General features: G+C 63.4%; 20 protein-coding genes and 1 pseudogene. 1 reads left to right on the top strand and 20 read right to left on the bottom strand.

All coding sequences use genetic code 11. The features are described from left to right. Nucleotides 1-23 precede the first annotated feature (23 nt). From EGT36_RS21960 to EGT36_RS21890, 17 genes and pseudogenes are all read right to left on the bottom strand, one after another. Entirely contained in the window at nt 24-569 is a 546-nt protein-coding gene (locus EGT36_RS21960) for a S26 family signal peptidase (protein WP_097142990.1), read from the bottom strand. Continuing rightward, nucleotides 566-1,087 carry a DUF2840 domain-containing protein gene (locus EGT36_RS21955; protein WP_097142991.1) on the bottom strand — a complete coding sequence of 174 codons (522 nt, stop codon included), beginning with the start codon at nt 1,085-1,087 and terminating at the stop codon, nt 566-568. The genes EGT36_RS21960 and EGT36_RS21955 overlap by 4 nt, the downstream gene beginning before the upstream one ends. Then, nucleotides 1,084-1,335, bottom strand: a complete 252-nt coding sequence (locus EGT36_RS21950) for a hypothetical protein (RefSeq protein WP_097142992.1) — start codon at nt 1,333-1,335, stop codon at nt 1,084-1,086. The genes EGT36_RS21955 and EGT36_RS21950 overlap by 4 nt, the downstream gene beginning before the upstream one ends. Continuing rightward, nucleotides 1,332-2,075 carry a DNA-methyltransferase gene (locus tag EGT36_RS21945; RefSeq protein ID WP_097142993.1) on the bottom strand — a complete coding sequence of 248 codons (744 nt, stop codon included), beginning with the start codon at nt 2,073-2,075 and terminating at the stop codon, nt 1,332-1,334. The genes EGT36_RS21950 and EGT36_RS21945 overlap by 4 nt, the downstream gene beginning before the upstream one ends. After that, on the bottom strand, nt 2,072-2,725 hold the full coding sequence (parA, locus tag EGT36_RS21940) for a ParA family partition ATPase (protein WP_097142994.1): 654 nt from the start codon (nt 2,723-2,725) through the stop codon (nt 2,072-2,074). The genes EGT36_RS21945 and parA overlap by 4 nt, the downstream gene beginning before the upstream one ends. Beyond that, the gene (locus EGT36_RS21935; RefSeq protein ID WP_097142995.1) at nt 2,722-3,897 is read right to left on the bottom strand and encodes a replication initiator protein A; all 1,176 of its coding nucleotides are present in this window, start codon (nt 3,895-3,897) and stop codon (nt 2,722-2,724) included. The genes parA and EGT36_RS21935 overlap by 4 nt, the downstream gene beginning before the upstream one ends. An 18-nt stretch (nt 3,898-3,915) precedes the next feature. Then, nucleotides 3,916-4,197: a helix-turn-helix transcriptional regulator gene (locus EGT36_RS21930; protein ID WP_097142996.1), complete on the bottom strand. Its 282-nt coding sequence runs from the start codon at nt 4,195-4,197 to the stop codon at nt 3,916-3,918. A gap of 139 nt (nt 4,198-4,336) precedes the next feature. Beyond that, nucleotides 4,337-4,606, bottom strand: coding sequence for a DUF2285 domain-containing protein (locus tag EGT36_RS31125; RefSeq protein ID WP_235906880.1), 270 nt, complete (start codon nt 4,604-4,606; stop codon nt 4,337-4,339). 181 nt (nt 4,607-4,787) lie between these two features. After that, entirely contained in the window at nt 4,788-5,099 is a 312-nt protein-coding gene (locus EGT36_RS31360) for a transcriptional regulator domain-containing protein (RefSeq protein WP_353505582.1), read from the bottom strand. A 127-nt stretch (nt 5,100-5,226) separates the two neighbouring features. Next, on the bottom strand, nt 5,227-5,472 hold the full coding sequence (locus tag EGT36_RS21920) for a DNA -binding domain-containing protein (RefSeq protein ID WP_097142998.1): 246 nt from the start codon (nt 5,470-5,472) through the stop codon (nt 5,227-5,229). 131 nt (nt 5,473-5,603) lie between these two features. Next, nucleotides 5,604-5,840 carry a helix-turn-helix domain-containing protein gene (locus EGT36_RS21915; RefSeq protein ID WP_097142999.1) on the bottom strand — a complete coding sequence of 79 codons (237 nt, stop codon included), beginning with the start codon at nt 5,838-5,840 and terminating at the stop codon, nt 5,604-5,606. Between the two features lie 152 nt (nt 5,841-5,992). Then, nucleotides 5,993-6,157, bottom strand: coding sequence for a hypothetical protein (locus EGT36_RS30610; protein ID WP_172965695.1), 165 nt, complete (start codon nt 6,155-6,157; stop codon nt 5,993-5,995). A 463-nt stretch (nt 6,158-6,620) separates the two neighbouring features. After that, the gene (locus tag EGT36_RS21910; protein ID WP_097143000.1) at nt 6,621-7,022 is read right to left on the bottom strand and encodes a single-stranded DNA-binding protein; all 402 of its coding nucleotides are present in this window, start codon (nt 7,020-7,022) and stop codon (nt 6,621-6,623) included. 692 nt (nt 7,023-7,714) lie between these two features. Next, nucleotides 7,715-8,131, bottom strand: coding sequence for a hypothetical protein (locus tag EGT36_RS21905; RefSeq protein WP_097143001.1), 417 nt, complete (start codon nt 8,129-8,131; stop codon nt 7,715-7,717). A 163-nt stretch (nt 8,132-8,294) separates the two neighbouring features. After that, a complete protein-coding gene (locus EGT36_RS21900; protein WP_097143020.1) occupies nt 8,295-9,230 on the bottom strand; it encodes a DUF2493 domain-containing protein in 936 nt (311 codons plus the stop codon). A gap of 329 nt (nt 9,231-9,559) precedes the next feature. Beyond that, complete coding sequence (locus EGT36_RS21895) at nt 9,560-10,597, bottom strand: DUF7146 domain-containing protein (RefSeq protein ID WP_097143002.1); 1,038 nt, start codon at nt 10,595-10,597, stop codon at nt 9,560-9,562. Then, nucleotides 10,597-12,375, bottom strand: a pseudogene (locus EGT36_RS21890) (strawberry notch C-terminal domain-containing protein); the annotation flags it as partial. The gene EGT36_RS21895 and the pseudogene EGT36_RS21890, both read right to left, overlap by 1 nt. Nucleotides 12,376-12,595: 220 nt before the next feature. Between EGT36_RS21890 and EGT36_RS21885 the strand changes: the two are divergent. Further along, nucleotides 12,596-15,037 (top strand): TOTE conflict system archaeo-eukaryotic primase domain-containing protein, encoded by a 2,442-nt coding sequence (locus EGT36_RS21885; RefSeq protein WP_097143003.1) that lies wholly within the window; start codon nt 12,596-12,598, stop codon nt 15,035-15,037. Nucleotides 15,038-15,076: 39 nt separating this feature from the next. Here EGT36_RS21885 and EGT36_RS21880 read toward each other — a convergent pair whose 3' ends face one another. The 3 genes from EGT36_RS21880 to EGT36_RS21870 all read right to left on the bottom strand — a co-directional run bounded on the left by EGT36_RS21880 (nt 15,077) and on the right by EGT36_RS21870 (nt 18,348). Continuing rightward, nucleotides 15,077-16,081, bottom strand: a complete 1,005-nt coding sequence (locus tag EGT36_RS21880) for a tyrosine-type recombinase/integrase (RefSeq protein WP_097143004.1) — start codon at nt 16,079-16,081, stop codon at nt 15,077-15,079. Beyond that, the gene (locus EGT36_RS21875) at nt 16,078-16,593 is read right to left on the bottom strand and encodes a tyrosine-type recombinase/integrase (RefSeq protein WP_235918694.1); all 516 of its coding nucleotides are present in this window, start codon (nt 16,591-16,593) and stop codon (nt 16,078-16,080) included. The genes EGT36_RS21880 and EGT36_RS21875 overlap by 4 nt, the downstream gene beginning before the upstream one ends. Nucleotides 16,594-16,821: 228 nt before the next feature. After that, nucleotides 16,822-18,348 carry a tyrosine-type recombinase/integrase gene (locus EGT36_RS21870; protein ID WP_097143005.1) on the bottom strand — a complete coding sequence of 509 codons (1,527 nt, stop codon included), beginning with the start codon at nt 18,346-18,348 and terminating at the stop codon, nt 16,822-16,824. Nucleotides 18,349-18,378 lie beyond the last annotated feature (30 nt).

The following is an 18,378-nucleotide window of genomic DNA, read 5'->3' as shown; positions in this document are numbered from 1 at the left end:
GCAAGGTTGCGAAGCTCGCGCCGTCACCGCGCCGGCGCGCGCCAGACGAAGCGGCCTTCGCCGTCCTCGTCGGTGAAGAGAGGGATTGCCCGGCCGATCACGGCGGAGGCCGGAAGCGGCCCGAAATAGCGGCCGTCGAGACTGTCGCGGACTTCCCAGTTCATCAGGAAAAGCTCGTCCTCCGCGACGACGCGGCAGCCGTGCCAGACGGGTAGCGGACGGCCAAGGCGATCGCGGTCAAGCGCTTCGCCCATCTCGATACCGTCGACCGTGATCAGGTCACGGCTGCGGCACACGCGCTGTCCCGGCAATCCGAGGACGCGCTTCAGCAACGGCACGCCGCGGCCGACATAACCGCGCTCGACCATGAAGTCGGCGAGCGGTTCGGGCGGCATGACGACGACAAGCTCGGGCACCTCCAGCTGGTCGGCCGGCGCGATGGTGTAGAAGCCGATCGGCGCGCTGGCGGTGGCATTCCAGATCAGCTTGGTGGATGTCGGGATGAACGCAGCGACGGCGACGCCCATCGCCGCGAAATACGTCACCATGACGTAGCCGAAGCGGGTCATCTTTCGATCTCTCGCCGTTTGAGCCATGCCTGATGGCGTTCCGGCGTGTAGGATCGCGGTGCCTCGCCGACCTGCATCTGCTGGGCGACATGACGCCAGTGATCGGGGGCGACGTCGCAGGCGTCGATGCCGGCGCGTTCGATGGCATCGACATGCCGCAGCACGTCCTCGACCTTGGGCCAGCCTTCGATCTTGAGCAGGATTTCGCCGCCGGGACGCACGAAGGGTAGCGTCTGGTAGGGTTCGCCGGGCTCGATGGCGCGCACGATGTCGATGCGGGAAATGACGGTGCCGAAGTCGTTGGCCGCCCAGCGGGCGAAGGCGAAGGTGCTGTTCGGGCGGAAAGAGATGACGCGCCGACGGCGATCGAGGATCAGTTCGCCGGCTTCCCGGCCGAACCTGATCCAGTATTCGACCTTCTTCTCGATCCATGTCAGCTCGACATGGGTCATGTCGTTGCTGGAGCCTGCGGACGGCAATGGGCCGCCGCGCAAGCGGGGAGCCGCATTGCCGGTCATGAGGAGGTTCCTTCAGTTGGGGGGAATTCGCGCGCGAACAGGTCGCGCAGCATGTCGGCGACGGTGATGCCGCGCCGGAAGGCAGTGATCTTGATCCTGCCGCGCAGGTCGGGCGTCACGTCGATGGTTAGCCGCGCAGTGAAACCGGCGGCGTCACCGTTGCGCGAGGGAGCATCCGCGGCCTTGACCCACTGTTCGGGATCGGCAGGCCGGGAAGCGAAGCCTTTGCGGAGCGGGCGCTCGCTCATGATGCGGCACTCCCGTCGAACGGCAGCTCCGATGCGATCCGGGCGCGGGCCTTCTCCGCCATGTCGTCGTCGATCTCGCAGCCGAGATAGCGCCGGCCGGCAAGCCGGCAGGCTTCCCCGGCCGCGCCCGATCCGGCGAACCAGTCGCTGACAAGCCCGCCCTCCGGGCAGCTCGTGCGGATCAGGATTTCCAGCAGCGCCGACGGCTTCTCGGTCGGATGGATGGCGCGGCCATGGCAATTGCGCAGGTAGATGACCGAGCGCATGAGGCGCGGCCCGCCGTCCTGGTTGACATAGTGGCCGGCATCGATATGGCCGGTGTGCGGCGGGCGCTGCTTGCGCCGCACGGTGCGCGCCATCGCATCGGGCGTGGTTTGGACGTCGTTGTAGATGTCACGCCACGCCGTCTCGGCTGGGTAGAACTGAACGGCTAGCTCATGCACGCGCTTGAAGCGGTCGGCATGGAACGACGATCCGTTCTGCTTCTCCCAGACCACCTCCTGCGCGAGCTGCAGACCGGCATTGGCGAACTGGTCGGCGGTCGCCATGAAGTGGCGCAGCGAGCCGAACGCCCAGAGCGAACCGGCGGGCGTGAGCGCCGCGCGAGCAAACGCGATCCAGCCGGCGACGCGGCGATCCCAGGCGAGCGAGGTGTCGCCGTAAGGCGGATCGGCGAGGATCATGTCGAACGGGCCGCGCGCCGGCATGAGGTCGCGGCAGTCGACGGTGAGGATCGTCATGACGCGATCCTCCCGACGCACAGCCGGCCGATTTCGTCGGCCAGCGTCGCGATCTCGCGCGCGGCGGGCGTGTCGTCGTCGAGCTCGGACGCGAGGCGGCCGGACTGCGCCGCAACCGCAAAGGCGATGCGCTGGCCGATGGTGTTGATAAGCACCGGCGGATCGTGATCGGCTAGCGTCTCGGCCGTCTCACGCGCCAGCACGGTGCGGGCGCCGCAGCGGTTGAGCACGAAGCGCGCGGCCAGCTCCGGCCGGTAGATGCGCGCCTCGGAGAGCAGCGCCAGCATCTCGGCAGAGGCCCAACCGTCGAGCGGTGATGGCTGCACCGGGATCAGCACGAGGTCGGCAGCGAGGAGCGCCGAGCGCATGAGCCCGGCGACACGCGGCGGTCCGTCGATCACGACATGATCGACGTCGCGGGCGAGTTCGGGCGCCTCGCGATGCAGCGTGTCACGCGCCAGGCCGACGACGCCGAACAGGCGGGGAAGGCCCTCACGACTGCGTTGCTGTGACCAGTCGAGCGCCGAGCCCTGCGGATCGGCATCGATCAGGGTGACGCGCTTGCCGCGCGCTGCCCATTCTCCGGCGAGGTTCAGCGCCAGCGTGGTCTTGCCGACGCCGCCCTTCTGATTGAGGAACGCGACGATCATCGGCTTCCTCCCGGCGGATCGAGAGGAAGTCCAGGTGTTTCGGGATCGACGGATGCAGCCGTGTCAGCGTGATCGGGAGCCGCTGGGCGCGCGGATGGCGTGACCGGAATGCTCGTCTTCGCGGCTGTGCTGAGGCTTCTGGCGGCGTCGCGGATGAGGTTTTCCACATCGCGCGCGCGCTCTTTAAGGTTAGTTTCTTGGTTAGACTCTAAGTTAAGGGCGCGATTTCGTGTTTGATTTCTGTGCGTTACACCCTGTTTGGGTTCCTGATAGCACGAGCCTCCGGTTCCCGATAGCACGATAGTCCGGGTTCCCGATAGCACGAGGCCGTCCACAGGTTTTCCACAGGGCGCGGCTGGCTCGAAAGCGAGTAGCATCCGCCCACCGATCTCTGCTTCGAGGAAGAGCGTGTAGCCGGGCAGAGGTTGGCGCCGGATGATGTCGCGCAGCTCGAAGGCAAAGCGCTTGAACGGCGACAGGCTGCCGGATTTCTGGTGAAGATGGCGGAAGTCGAAACGCCAACCGTCGCGCTGGCGGCCGCCGTGCTTGCGCACGATGCGGTAGAGCCAACGGTCGAGGCCGCCGGTCAGATCGAAATAGGCCCGGTCGATGGTGAGCACCAGCGCGTCATCAAGGACGGCCTGGTAGAACCAGTCCGGCACGATCATCTCGATGCCCTCGGGGCGGCCGTTGCGGTCGGTGCGCTCCTGCCACTCGTTGATCCACGAGAAGCGATGGCGGCGGCCCTCGGCCGTCTGGCGGATCGAGGTGGAGACCGTGGTCGACTGCAGCCGGTCGAGCGCGGCCTTGAGGCGCTGATAGTCGCGCGCGCTGGTGCCGCGCCCGACATAGGAGAGGATTTCGTAAGGGGTGGCGGCCATCAGCCTGGAGGTGCGAAGTCCGGTGTCGCGGGCTTCGACGATCTGGCTTGCCGCCCAGATCAGGATGTCAGCGTCCCAGATGGTCGCCATGCCGTGATCGGGGACGGCCTCGACCCGGATCGTCACATTGCCGGCGACGAAATCAATCGGCGCGACGCGATGGGTCTTGGAGAGGGAGAAGAAGGGATAGGCCATGAGATCCTGCGCGTCTCTTGGCGCGAAGTCGCCGGGGAGCGCCCGGAACAGATCGAGCTGCCCGCGCTCCGAGAGGGACCTATGCCGCGCCGCCATTCGAAAAACCGGCCGCGATCAGCGTGCATAGCGGCCGGGCTGCGGAACGGCGGGGAGCGTCTGGCGCTTCGCCGGCAGCACCTGGCCGCGCGGATCGGAGGTCGAGGTGACGGCGCCGCGCTCGGCCCAGGCTTCGAGATCGTCCACGGCATAGACGACGCGACCGCCAAGTTTGCGATAGGCCGGTCCTGTGCCGTAGGTCCGATGCTTCTCAAGGGTGCGGGCGGACAGGCTGAGGAATTCGGCGGCTTCCTTGGTGCGCAGGTAGCGCGGCGGCAAAACGGCGAGATCGGGTCGCATGGGGCGAGCCTCCGTGGGGTTACGGGCGGCCGCTGCGGATCAGCGGCGGACGGCGACCACGGTGGCGGAGGGAAACCTTTTGGGGGGATGGGAAACAAAGGGGGACGAAAATCCCCACCCCCCGACTCGCCAGAAACAGTTAGGATCGATGACGGTGACGCAGCAATTGGAGATAGCCGCCGCTGGTCATGGCGAAACTACCTTCGACGAGCCCTATGACGGCATCGCGCAGAGAGGATGTTTTCCATGGTTCGGCGGCGATACGCGCATCACCATAGATGGCGATTGCGATTTCGCGGTAAGTCGCACCGTCCAGGCGAGCGTCGTATGCGCGCAGCATCTGGCGGATACGCCGCCGGCGTTGCGACGTCAGCCGTATGTCTGTGGGGACACGACGGCGAAACAGCATCGCGCAAAACCGGCTCAGCGCATGAAGCCGATCCAACGCGGCGGCATCGAGGATCAGAACAGCGACGAGGATACCGTCGGATGGGGCATCGATACGGGTGATTTCAAGGCGTTCACCGGCAACGTCGATTCGCAGATGGAGAGCATCGATGCGGTCAAAGGGGTGCGCGCGGATGAAATCCTCAGCAGCGGCGGAATCGCCTGGAGCGAGGGACATCCTGTGGAGCAGAATTGCCCCAGGGTCGGCATTCGGGGTCCAGAAGATAGGATGATCGAGTGCTGTGTGCTGGGGATCGGCGGCGAAAGCACAACCCCCATTGTTCGGCGACGGCGCGAGCCTGATCGCTATCAAGCTGCCCGCGCGCAGCGAGGCTCTCGTAGGCTTTCCGGTAATCCTCGTTTCGCCGAAGGAATTCCCAAGCAAGCTCGGACGTTGTCAATCGATCGATAAAGTCATAGTCGGCGTCGGTCCGCCAGTCATGTTGTTCAGGCATCCCCTGACCTCCACATACGCTTTACGACTGTGGGCAATGCAAGGGTTACGATCTCAAGTTGCTTTTGTTTTGGGAACAACGAAGGTAGCGTAACGTGATGCGGGTTCTGCACCACCTGGATCGAAGGTCAGTGAAGGGCGGCGCGTATCAGGCCGGAATAGCCCTGCTCGACCATCCACTTCGCCCGAGCCAGATGCGAGGCGTAGATTTGATGAGCGCGTTCTGCGTCTTTCCTGGGATCGAGGCGCAAGACCAACTCGGCAACCTCCTGCCAATCCGCGCCATCGGCATCCGCATCGAGAAGACGCAGATACAGCTTTAGATGCGCCCGGTCGTAGGCGGTGAGCTCCGCGTCAGCCGGCGGATGGTCCATGAGCAAGTTTTTGGTCACACGATCCCCACTACTGAATCCTATCCAAGGTATTGGTGCTTGTTAACGGATTTGTGATGGCAAAACAGAGGTGGAAGCCGCGAATACGGCGCCTCCATACAGTCGGGACAGGATTAGAGCATCTCGCGAACAAGCATAACTCCCACACCACGATCGGAATTGAGGAAGACGATGCCATTGTCTTCGAAAGACCGACGAACCTGATCGCGCGTGGTCTCGTATACCTCGAAGCCGCTTTCGGATTCGAGGCGTTTGAGGGCGGTCAATGATACACGGGCCTTGTCGGCGAGCGTCTCCTGCGTCCAACCAAGCAACGCGCGCGCGGCCCGAGATTGTCGGGCGGTGATCATGCATGATCACCTCCCACATGGACCTACGCACATTCCAAAACTACGACTATTTTAGTCGTTCTTGCTGTGAAACTCCAGCAAAAACCCTATTTGATTCAGCGAATCCGGCGTACGGCCGCGAACTGATTCGGTTTCGGTAAACGCCGCCCGGTTCAAGCGAACGGGTCTATCTCCTTGATGATGGTATCGTCTTCTCCGTCGTATTCGGCGGCGGGCATCACGCTGAGCGTGCCGTCGCCGGCGCGGAAGACAACGATCGTGACCATCAGGGTGGCGGCGAGGCTGAAGGCGAAGGCGTGGGCATCTGCAAGGGACATTTTCCGGCTCCTGTTTGGAGGCGGAGACCATTCCCCGCTCGACAGGCGCCCGATGTGTTTTGGTCCCGGCCGCGATCACCGCCGAGGCGAAGCCTCGCGCGGCGGCATGCTTCGCATAGTCCGACCCTTCATGGGTTGATCGTGGAAGGCCGGGATTGAAACCAAGGTTGCGTCTCAAAGAGCGGGGCAGTGCGCGCTGACGTGAGCCGGAAATCCCTGCATTGCCGGATGTTCGAGCCTGCCGACGGCGCCACCCTGATGGTCTCGATTATCCTTGCGCCATTGGCGACGGTTGCGTGATGCCCGCCGCCGAATATGACTGGGCCGGATCAAGCTGTTCCCGTTCGCCCGAGCCGGATGGAGGCCTCGGCTCGGCCACACCAGGGCAAGCAAACAGCGATCACGATATGATGCGAACATGGGAAAACCCGGCGGCTTGCGCCGCCGGGCCTCTGGCCACCGCTCAGAACGGGATGTCGCTGTCGTCGATGAACTGACCGTCCTCGTTTTCGGTCTGCCTCGCTCGGCTCAGGAAGTCCACCGTCTCGGCGATGATCTCCGTGCTGTAGCGATCGACGCCGTCGCGATCGGTCCATTTCGTATAGTGGATGCGGCCGCGAACCAGAACCTTCATGCCCTTCTCGCAATGCTGCTGGATCGTCTTGCCGAGGCCGTTGAAGGCGGTGATACGGTGCCATTCGGTGTCCTGGACCCGGTAGCCGTCCTTGTCCCGGACCACCTTGCCTTCCGAATAGCGGGGGCGTGATGTTGCCAAGGTGAAGTGGGTGATGCTGGTGCCGCCATGAGTGTTGCGGGTTTCGGGGGCCTGGCCGATGTTGCCGGCAAGAATGACGATGTTCTGCATTTTCGTATCTCCGTTGCTCCTCGGAGGGACCATCCCTCCGACGAGACCCGGCCAAGGCCGTCGGGAGATGCCTGCACTGACGCTTTTAAGCGGCAGCTTGACCCGTAAGGCCCGGAGTGGGGCGGGCAGGCGCTTGCGCCAACTCGGTCCGGAGCCGCGCGGGTTGCGGTCAGAAACCGAACGGTCTTAGGGGATCAGTCAGTCGGAGGGATTGGTGCCTTTGAGAGCACAAACGGGGATGCGCAGCAGAACCATCGTCCTTGCTGGCAATAGCACCCTGACAGGCTCTGTGCCGAAACCCTCACACGCCAAGCATATCCGAAGGAACCCTTCACCGGCCACCGCGCTCCGTCCGCCGGAAGGCAGATCGGGACAAGGACGGCTATCGGGCCGCAGGTACTTGGCACTGTTCCCGCCTCGGCGTCTGAAGGTACGCCCAGCAGCATTGCGAGACGGCAATATGAAGGTGCTCACGGCTGCCTCGCTATACGAAGCGGACCAACCGCAACGGAGGTGACCACAATTCAGCGCATGGGATCACCATCCGATGATCGGCTTCCAGAGCCGGGCCAAGCAGACCGAAGATGACGGCCACCACGGCGCTGACTCAATCGTCCCGCTCTAAGCGGAGCCGAAGGCACGATGGCCTAAGCCACCACAGGTTTTCCATGGAGCGGTAGGTCGAGGCCGCATCAGCGTGAGAGAACTGCCGTGCCGAGCGCGTTGAGATCGAGCATCGCCGCGATGCCGATGAACAGGCCACCGGCGCCACCGAGCAGGTTCAAGGCGATCGTCGAATCGATAAAATTCTTCGTGACACCGTGAACGAGCGCATAGCCAGCGATGGTTGCCGGGATTGCGAATATGGCGAGCGCGGTCAGGCGCAAAGCCGGGTTCTTGGCAAAGCCCACGACGGCAATGACCAGCGCCACAGAAAGCACCGCCGTGCCGATGGCGGCGAAGCCCGACATCAGGAAGCCGGCTTCCATTCCATAGACATATTGGAAGGCGGTCAGCCCGACCATGAAGGGCAAAGCGTAGATTGCGAAATTGTAGGCGATGACGCAGAGCGTGATCGTCAGGGAGATGGCAAGCAGAATCAGCGTCATGGCAGCCTCCGCATAACGGTTGAGAACCAAGACAGGCTGCCGGGAAATACGCTCCGCCTGCGACTATGCCAATTCACCGTTGCTGCTAAGATGTTTCATTTGAACCCGAATACGGACTTACGTCAAGTAAAGGCGATTGAAACAGCCGCCGAGCGGCGGCGCTTTACGCGCCGCCGTCGAACTTCATGACCGGGATGCCAAGCTTCTTCGCCTTGTCGGCGAGATTGTCCTGAATCCCCGTACCGGGGAAGACGAGGACACCGACCGGCAGGGTGTCGAGCAAGGCGTCGTTTCGCTTGAAGGGCGCGGCCTTGCCATGCTTCGTCCAGTCGGGTTTGAAGGCGATCTGCGGCACCTTGCGGTGGTCGGCCCAGCGGGAGGCGATCAGTTCGGCACCCTTCGGCGTGCCGCCGTGCAACAGCACCATGTCGGGGTGCTTGGCATGGACCTGATCGAGCCGCCCCCAGATCAGCCGATGGTCATTGAAGTCGGCGCCGCCGGTCAGAGCAACCCTGGGGCCGGCGGGCAGCAGCAACTCCTTCTCAGCCCGGCGTTTCGCGGCAAGGAAGTCGCGGCTGTCGATCACCGCCGAGGTCAGATAGCGATGGTTGACCATCGAGCCGGTGCGCGGCCGCCAAGGCGTGCCGGTGTGGTGCTCGAAAGCTTCCGCCGAGAGGTCTCGGAAGAGTTCCAAGCTGTTGCGCCGCTCGATCAGGGTCTGGCCCTCTGCCGTGAGGCGTTCGAGTTCGACGCTCTTGACCTCGCTGCCATCCTGTTCCCTCTGAAGGCGGCGCTGTGCCTGCTCGTTATCGTCAAGCTCGCGCTCGACCCGGCCGGCGGCACGGTGAAAGAGGTTGACAGCCCCCCAAAGCAGATCGTCGAGGTCGGGTTCGAGGCGGGTGTCGCCGAGCGTAGCGAGAAGGGCGTCGAAGATGTCTGCGACTGCGGCGGCGACCATGGTGCCTTCCGGCAGCGGCCTTGGATCGGGTTCGTCCTGAAACGGGCGCCAGCCGTAGAGCTGGAGTTCGGTGAGGAGATGATCGGTGGAGGATGAGGTGTGGTCCGGTTCGAAGCCTGCGTTCTCGTCTTCGTTCATCATCGGGAGCGTCCTTTGTCTGGAGACCGCGCCCATCGCGGCCTTCGCAGGCGTCGAAGCTCACAGGCGGGACGGCCTGGCAGCCCTCGCGCTCCCGCGAGGGCCTTGATGGCAAAGGCCGGCTATTTTGCTTCGCGATGCAAAGCGTCCGCAGGACGCGGCGGAAAATAGTCGGCCGCCGCCATTGCCCGGCGGGCCAGCTTGTGAGCCGATCGCCCTCTCAGAAGGCCGTGGGCGCCGGCCTCTCCGACACGGGAAGGATGCTTCCAGTGATGAATGGAGGCGGCAGGCGAAGATGCCCTGGGGCCGCGCCTCATCCTCCACCGGTCGTCTCATCTCTCCATGAACCGGCTGACGTCTTCGGGATGAAGCTGATCCTTCAGAGCCGCCCGGAGGGCGTCGACGCCGCGCCAGCGCAGATCGTCGTTAAAGTCCCCGCCGATCGGCGACACCGGGATCGCCTCGATGCCGACGCTCGCTGCTCTGGTGATCAGGCTGTCTCTGGCACCGTCGCCGGCCGGGTCGCGATCACGCAGTACATAGAGCCGGCGCAACGTCGACGGGAACAGGATGGCAGCGAGGTGGGCGGCCGAGAGCGCCGCCATCATCGGCATGTGGGGCAGAACCATGCGGGGCGACAGCACGGTTTCGATTCCCTCTCCGGCGGCGAGCACCTCACCGGCCACCCCGAAGCAGACGCCGTGCCCGAAAAGGTCGCCCATCGCCCGTCTCGGCGTCTCAACAGGCGCCTTGCCCGAACCGTCCGGGGAAAGCCAGGTGCGGTGCGCACCGGTCTGCCGTCCGGCGAGATCGGTGACGGAAGCGACGATCGCCGGCCAGATCTCGGTGCGCGAATGCTCGTCGGGCCTGTAATAGCACTGCGGGTGGTAACGCAGCGCGGCGGTGCCAAAGAGCGACGTGATCGCCCTGCCTCCAAGGTAGATTTCCGCAAGGGTGCCGCCGATCGGCTGCGACATGGCGAAGAGGCGCCGTGACGCTTCAGGTGAACCAATGGCGATGCTTGACGTCTTGCCGGTCGGTGTTCTCGTCTTTTCCGGTTCGAGATGCGGGAGACTGAGGAACCGGCGTGCTTCCTCGGCCACATCCCTGAAGTCGACAAGGCCGAGCGCCTCGCGGATGACGTCGAGGAGGTCGCCGTGCTGTCCCGTCGCGCCATCGGTCCACTTTCCTGCCGGGCCTTTGGCGGTGTCCTTGAGACGGACATACAGCGAGCGTCCGGGGGTGTTTTGGACATCCCCGACCAGCCAGTAGTTGCCGGAGCGACGGCCGGAAGACAGGTATTCGCGGCAGACCGCCTCGGCCTGTCGGCCGAGACGGATTGCCAGATCGGAAGCATCGTGACGGGCCATCACGCCGCCTCCCGCTCGCCGATCCGCTCGACCGGATAGGTGCCGAGCAGCTTTGCGAGCACGGCGACGCCTGGGGCATCGACTGGCACGAAGAAGCGCAGTTTCCACGAGATGATCTCGGTGAAGAGACCATAGGCGCGCAGCCGCTCGCGCATGGCCTCGGTGAAGCCGGAAAGCTCGATCCGGTTGGCGTCCATGACACGAGCGCGGCGAAGCTGGAGGCCCTCGGTGAGATCAAGGATCGTCCGCCCCTCCATCAGCGCCGCATGGGCGTCCTCGGCGGACAGGCTGGTCGTTCCGGTCGCGGTGGCGTTCGCCGCCCAGGCCGGAGAGACGCGACGACCGATGATGCGCTCGCCGTCATCGGTCTGAAGCCGGTAAACGCGCGTCGATTCATTCGGCAGGCGTTTCCACACCGGCAGGAGGAGTCCGGCGACGACGTGAATGGTGCTGTCGGAATGGGTCGGAACCTCGGAGATTTCCCGGTTCCAGACCGCCGCGAAGGTTTCTCGATCGGTTTCTTCCCAGTGGCTTTCCGCCATCATCTTCAGCGAAGCGTGATAGTGCTCCATGGGCCGGATCAGCCGCACGCGCCGTTCGATCTCTCCGTCATCCAGCATGAGCGAAGGCGCTGGAACCTGCACGGCAGCCCGACCAGACTTGGCGTTGATCAACAGCTTGCCGAGATCATCGTCGGCATAGGCAAGAGCATCCGCCAGCGTCATCGGCCGGTTGTGCCGCCGCTCGGTGATGGTGAGCAGCCGCGTTTGCGCGCCCGTCGCCGGATGGGTGTAGATCGTCTTGCGGTCGATGACGACGAAGCTCTCCGCCGTCAGCGTTTCCAGCCCGACGTCATAGATGCCGCTGGCGATGGCACCCTGCACCTTGGCGTCGAGCAACTGCTCGAAGGCGGTGAACAGGATGCCCTGAAGCTCGATGGTGAGCGCGAGCAAGCGGTTGAGGAAAGTCGTGATGGGCGGCAACTCATCCTTGATGCCGTTGCTGTCCATTAGCTTCAGGCCGGTGGCTGCCTCGAAGCGATCCAGCGAGCAGCCCTCGATCTTGCCGCGAACCAGCAGGAGATAGAGCTGGCGCAGCGCGTTGCGGGCGTAGGTGCTTTCCAGATTGTCCTCTGGCCGGAACAGGCCCTGGCCGCCGGTCTGGCGTTGCCCGCGCGTGATCGCGCCGAGCGTATCGAGACGCCGGGCGATGGTGCTGAGGAAACGCTTCTCGGCCTTCACATCGGTCGCGATCGGACGGAACAAGGGCGGCTGCGCCTGGTTCGTCCGGTTGGTACGGCCGAGCCCCTGAATGGCGGCATCCGCCTTCCAGCCCGGTTCGAGGAGATAGTGGACGCGCAGGCGCCGGTTTCGCGCCGACAGCTCGGCATGATAGCTGCGCCCGGTACCGCCAGCGTCGGAGAAGACCAGGATGCGCTTCTGGTCGTCCATGAACGCGGCCGTTTCCGCCAGGTTGGCGGATGGGGCGCGGTTTTCGACGGCAAGGCGATCGCCCTTGCGGATGATCCGGCGGGAGCGTCCCGTCACCTCTGCCACCATGTCGGTGCCGAAGCGCTGGACGATCTGGTCGAGGGCACCGGGAACGGGCGGGAGCGAGGCGAGCCGCTCGATCAACTCGTCGCGGCGGGCAGCGGCTTCCCGGCTCTCGACGGGCTGACCGTCGCGATAGACCGGCCGCGACGACAGATTGCCCTCGCTGTCGGTGTAAGGCTCGTAGAGCTGCGTCGGGAAGCTGTGCGCGAGATAGTCGAGCACATAATATGCCGCGTCGGCGTTATGCTGAGTTCGGGGTTTCAATCTGTTGTTCTTCTGATTCATTTTCGGTTTCCGCTTTGGATAATCATGATGCCTCTGCTCTCAATCGCAGAAGGACATCCCCAACGAACTCCCCCTCCAACTCTTAATGCCGACCTTCTTACGCCGGCCTCTTCCGCGCATTATGCTGGGCGGGACAGAAGAGACTGGGTGGAAATCACGCGTGACCGACAAGAACGATATTGAGGAAAACCTGACGCGGGTTCGAGCGCGGCTGGCCGATCTGGATGCTGAACGGCATGAGCTTCAGCGCGAGATGGCGGCACTTGAGGCTCGTCTTGCTGCAGAGCCCGCGCCAACCGTGAAACAGCCCTCCTTCGAGAACGCCTCCGTCACGAATGCTTCGCCGTCGCACGAAAAGGTTGACCTGTTCCGAAGCCTGTTCGCCGGTCGGCCTGACGTGTTCCCGTTGCGATGGGACAACAGGAAGACCGGTCGCTCGGGGTATTCGCCTGCTTGTGCCAACGAATGGGTGAAAGGAATATGCGGCAAACCGAAGGTCAAATGCGGTGAATGCCTCCATCAGAAGTTCATCCCGCCGGACGAAAGTGTCATGGAAAAACACCTGCGCGGTGGCGATGGCCGAAGTGGCGATTTTGTAGCCGGCGTCTATCCGCTACTATCCGGTGATACATGCTGGTTTCTGGCGGCGGATTTTGACAAGGCATCCTGGGCGGATGACGCGAATGCGCTGCTCGAAACCTGTCGGGCAAAGGGCGTTCCCGCAGCGCTGGAACGATCGAGATCTGGAAATGGCGGTCATATCTGGATCTTCTTCTCCGAACCGGTCTCTGCCCGTGTGGCACGCCAGTTTGGATCAGTTCTGATCACCGAAACGATGGAGCGGCGGCCGGAAATCGGTTTTGCTTCCTATGACCGGCTGTTTCCAAATCAGGATATCATGCCGCTCGGCGGCTTCGGCAACCTGATCGCACTGCCGCTCCAGAACACCGCGCGCAAGGCTGGCAACAGCGTCTTTGTGGACGCGGGCATGCGGCCGTATGACGATCAGTGGGCCTATTTGTCCTCCTTGCCGAGATTGTCTGCGGCAGCGGTGACCAAGCTCGTCGAAGCCGCCGAGCTTTCCGGGCGGATACTGGGCGTGCGCATGCCTGTGGATGACGAACAGGCGGACGAACCCTGGAAGATGACTCCGTCACGCCGCAGCACGGCGCGACGCCTCGACGTGCCCGTTCCACCGACCATCAAGGTAACGATTGCCGACCAGATCTATATCGACCGCTCGGAGTTGCCTTCGGCCATGGTTGCCCAACTGGTGCGACTGGCCGCGTTCCAGAACCCCGAATTCTATCGCGCGCAGGCGATGCGGCTGCCGACATTCGGAAAGCCGCGCATTGTGTCCTGTGCCGAACTGCATCCCCGACACGTCGCCCTGCCGCGCGGCAGCTTCGACGAAGTGGTCGGGTTCCTGTCCGATCACGGTGTGAGAGCCGAACTGGACGATTTGCGTGAAGACGGAACCCGCTTGCCTGAGACGGTCTGCTTCCGTGGCGAACTTCGCCAACAGCAATCGCGAGCGTTCGAAGCATTGGCCGAACACGATACCGGCGTGCTTGCCGCCACGACCGCATTCGGCAAGACGGTTGTGGCCTCGGCGCTGATCGCGCGTCGTGCCAGCAATACGCTGGTTCTTGTTCATCGTCGCGAACTCCTTAGCCAATGGATCGAGCGCCTCAAGTCCTTTCTGCAGATTGACCCGAAGCAGATCGGCACCATTGGCGCGGGAAAGCGCAAACCCACCGGTGTGATCGACGTGGCGCTGATCCAGAGCCTGGTTCGCAAGGGCGAAGTTGACGATATCGTTGCCGATTACGGCCATCTTGTCGTCGATGAGTGCCATCACCTGTCCGCTGCAAGCTTTGAGCTTGTCGCCCGCAGATCGAAGGCGCGCTATGTTACGGGATTGTCGGCAACGGTCGCCCGGAAAGACGGGCATCACCCGATCATCTTCATGCAATGCGGTCCGGTACGCCATCAGGTAAGCGCCAAATCACAGGCAGCAGAAAACGGCCTTCACCATCGGGCGCGGGAACGTCATACGAGATTCAGATTGCCGGAGGCCCTCGCCATAGCCGAACGCCCGTCCATCCCCGCAATCTATGCCGCTCTGGCGGAGGATGAGGCCCGAAACGATCTGATCTTCAATGACGTGTTGAAATCGCTTGAGGTCAAACGCTCACCGATCGTACTGACCGAGCGGAAGGATCACCTCGAGCATCTTCATCAACGACTCTCCCGATTTGTGAAAAACATCGTCGTACTCCGTGGCGGCATGTCCGCAAAGGACCGGAATGCCGCGCATGCGGCGCTGAATGTCGATGATGATGAGGAACGGCTGATCCTCGCGACAGGGCGTTATATCGGCGAGGGCTTCGATGACGCCCGGCTCGACACCCTGTTCCTGACAATGCCGATCGCCTGGAAAGGCACGCTGGCGCAATATGTCGGCAGGTTGCATCGGCGGCATGACGAAAAGAAGGACGTGCTGGTGGTCGATTATGTCGACAGTTCGGTCCCGGTCCTCGCCAGAATGGCCGCCAAACGACGGACCGGCTATCGGGCGCTCGGCTATGTGATGGAATAGCGCCCCGCCGATAGCGGGACACCAATTCTGCCCGATCAGTCAGGATCTCTGTGTCGCGACGGCCAATATCTGCATCAGCTTGTCCGAGGGTTCCCGGAATTTGCCGGGTTTGATCAGCGGGGCATGATGCGCATCCAGAAGTGCGAGCTTCTCGGCCGGGTCCGCGCGCAGATACATCTCCGTCGTCTGGATGCTGGTATGTCCAAGCCAGAGCGCGACCTTGCGGATATCGCCGGTAGCCTGAAGCGTATGCATGGCGCAGCTGTGCCGCAGCACATGCGGGGTCACGTGCTTTGCGGCGATCGAGGGTGCCAAGCCTTCGGCGGTCGCCACATGCTGCCTGAGCCTGTAGGCGAACCCGTCCCGTGTCATCTGGCGACCATCACGGTTCAGGAACAGTTCGGGCCCCACATTGCCTGGCCGGACAGCCAGCCACGCGCGAATGGTGGCTTGGGTCTCCTTCCAGAGCGGCAGGACGCGCTCCCGCCGCCCCTTGCCCAGGATCCGAACGCTGGACAACGAAACTTCGGGAAAATCGTCCATTCGCACCGCGAGCAGTTCGGATGCCCTCAACCCTGCGGCATAGGCCAGATGCAGCATCGCCCCGTCCCGCAATCCACCCGGCGTGTGACGGTTCGGCGCGGCAAGCAGGGCACGGACTTCTTCCCTGGTCAGATAGTCGATCAGCTTGGCATCTGTCCGCTTGATCGGCATGGCCCGGATCATCATCGCCTGCTCAAGACATGCTGGGTGTCGATGTTCGACGAAACGGAAGAACGATTTGACCGCCGCCAGCCGCGCGTTGCGGGACCGGACGGAGTTGGCGCGCCCTTCCTCGATATGTTCAAGGAACGCCCTGATCATCTGCACATCAAGGTCTTCTATGGCGAGTTCCGAAGGGGTTCGCTTGAGCCGCCCCGCCGCAAACCGCAGCAGAAGGGTGAACGCGTGGGCATAGGCCGCGATGGTATGTCGGCTCGCTCCGCAGTCGCCCGGGAGATGGGTTCGCAGGAAGGCCGAAAGATCGGGAGCAAGCGGGGTCATGCCGTACCTCCGATCCAGATATCTTCGGCGGTCGACGCGATCATCTTCAGCAGGACCGGCGTGGCCTCGAGGTACCAGTAGGTATTGGCGATATCGACATGGCCGAGATAGGTGCTCAGCGCCTTCATGTGCCGCAACACCGCCTGTGGATCGTGCCCGCAAGCTTCGAGAGATCGCACTGCGAATGTATGGCGCAGATCGTGCACACGGGGGCCAGGGCCTGTTGGGTTGCGATAACCGAGCTTGCGCACGATCCGAACGAAGACCACGTAAACCCTTGTCGCCGTCGGGGCGCGGCCGTGGCCCAGAACGAAGAGATCATCGCCCGGATGGCGCACGGCACTGCGGGCTTCGAGATACCGTTCCAGCGCGGCGCGGGTTGAAGGATGTATCGGTACGAGGCGGCTCTTGCCGAACTTGCCCTTGCGGATCATGAGGCCATCCTCCGTCAGGTCGTCGCCGTCGGCGTGAACGGCCCAGCAGGCCCATCGCCGGTATCTCGTGCCGCGCATCTTCCGCGTGCAGAAACATGGTCAGGGCACGGGCGCGATCAAACCGGGCCTGCGCTGCATAAGGCGTCGCGGCGCCACCGGCCCATTCCAGGATCAGCGCGGTCGTCACATGCGTGATGGAACGTTCCGCGGCAAAATCCGCGAAGGCGCGCAAGGATGTCTCTTGCGCGGCAAACTTCATTCCAAGAGCGCGATTGAGTTGGACGAAGCGGTCGACATCGTGATGCATCATGACGCGCATCCCGGCCATGGCTGCGCTACCTCTGCCAGCATCTCGACATCGACCTTGGCATAGATCGCTGTCGTATAGCGGGAGGTGTGGCGCAGCGCGACACCGATCTGGTCAAGATCCGCACCGCCGCGTAACCAGGCGGACGCCAGTGAATGGCGAAAGACATGTGAGCCGGTCGGCAAGCCGGCAAAGCCGCCGCGGTTCAGGACACGGGAAACGATCCCGGCGATCTCGGCGGCGGATCGCAGTGGGGTGAAAGGAGCCTGGGTTCGCAGAAAAACTCTGTCCGTGGCGACCACCGGACGAGCATCCTCGATATAGGCCAGCACCGCATCGCCTGCATCCTGCGGCAGAGGCATCATCACTCCGCGTCTACCCTTGCCATGCAATCGCAACCGGCTCGCGCGCCAGTCGATATCGGACAGGCGCAGTTGCCAGATGTCTCCCGCGCGCAGGGCCAACCGGGCGAGGAGGAGGAGAATGGCGCGGTCCCGTATCGCGACCGGCGTATCGGTGCGACAGGAGGCTATGATCTCTTCGATCTTCGCGGTGGGTATGGTGCGCGGGACGGTCGAAAGCCTGCGCCGAACAGCGGGTGGTACCGCATGGAGAAGCGCCGGGGCGCATTCACCTTGAATGATGGTGAAGCGCAGGAAGGAACGCAGCACGGTGACCGTCATGCGTACGGATGATCGGGAGCGCTCTTCGCCCTGATCCAGAACGATCGACCGGATTGCCGCCGCGTTGTAATCCTTCGGGGCTGCCCCAAGGCGCTCCAGCCAGCGGTCCGCTTCGTTCACATAGCGCCGCACGGTCTCGGACGTTACCCCACGTTCACGGTGCAGCCATTCCGCAAACGCGGTTAGGCGCGGATCGCAGGCGGTGACGCAGTCAGGCTCTTCGACCGGAACCAGACCCTCATCCCTAAGGAACCGCACAAAAGCACGAGCACCACGACGACGATCCCTGGTTCCTGAACCCTTGACCCGTTTGCCGCGCTTGGTTTTGATCCCGCATCGGCAATCATGATGTGCGAACTGGTCGATAATGACATCATCGAGCCCGTGGGCCGGAACACGCATCTGCAGCGCCCATTCCGCGAAATGGCGCGCCTGGCTCAGTCGCATCGAATACGTCACTTCGCTGTAACGGGCGGCGCGGAGCTTCCCGGCATAGGCCTGCAGGTATTGCGCGAGCCGTGCGATGTCATCGGCAATGAAGACCATTCCGGTGGCTTCGAGATAACTCAGGAACCTGCGGGTATCGGTCGCGTAGGCCGGGTTGCGCAATTGCGCAGGTCTGTAGTGGCCGCAACGGCAGCGATGGCGCAGGAACCGATTCACTGCCGATACATCGAGGTCTCTGATCGGGATCTTCCGGGCGCGTACCCACTTCAGGAAATGTCGGGCGGCACTCAGCGCGCCCGCCGACAGCCCGGGATTATCCGTGAAATACCTGCGGACGAGAGTGCGGTCATCGGCCTCGGCATGGCCACCGAGCGGAGAGTTGGAGGGGGAGTTCATTGGAGATGTCCTTCTGCGGTTGAGAGCAGA

Source organism: Agrobacterium sp. FDAARGOS_525 (assembly GCF_003938925.1).
In the GTDB taxonomy this organism is placed as follows: Bacteria; Pseudomonadota; Alphaproteobacteria; order Rhizobiales; family Rhizobiaceae; genus Agrobacterium; species Agrobacterium pusense.
Note: the sequence above shows the minus strand (reverse complement) of the source record. Positions and strands in the feature narration are given on the sequence as shown.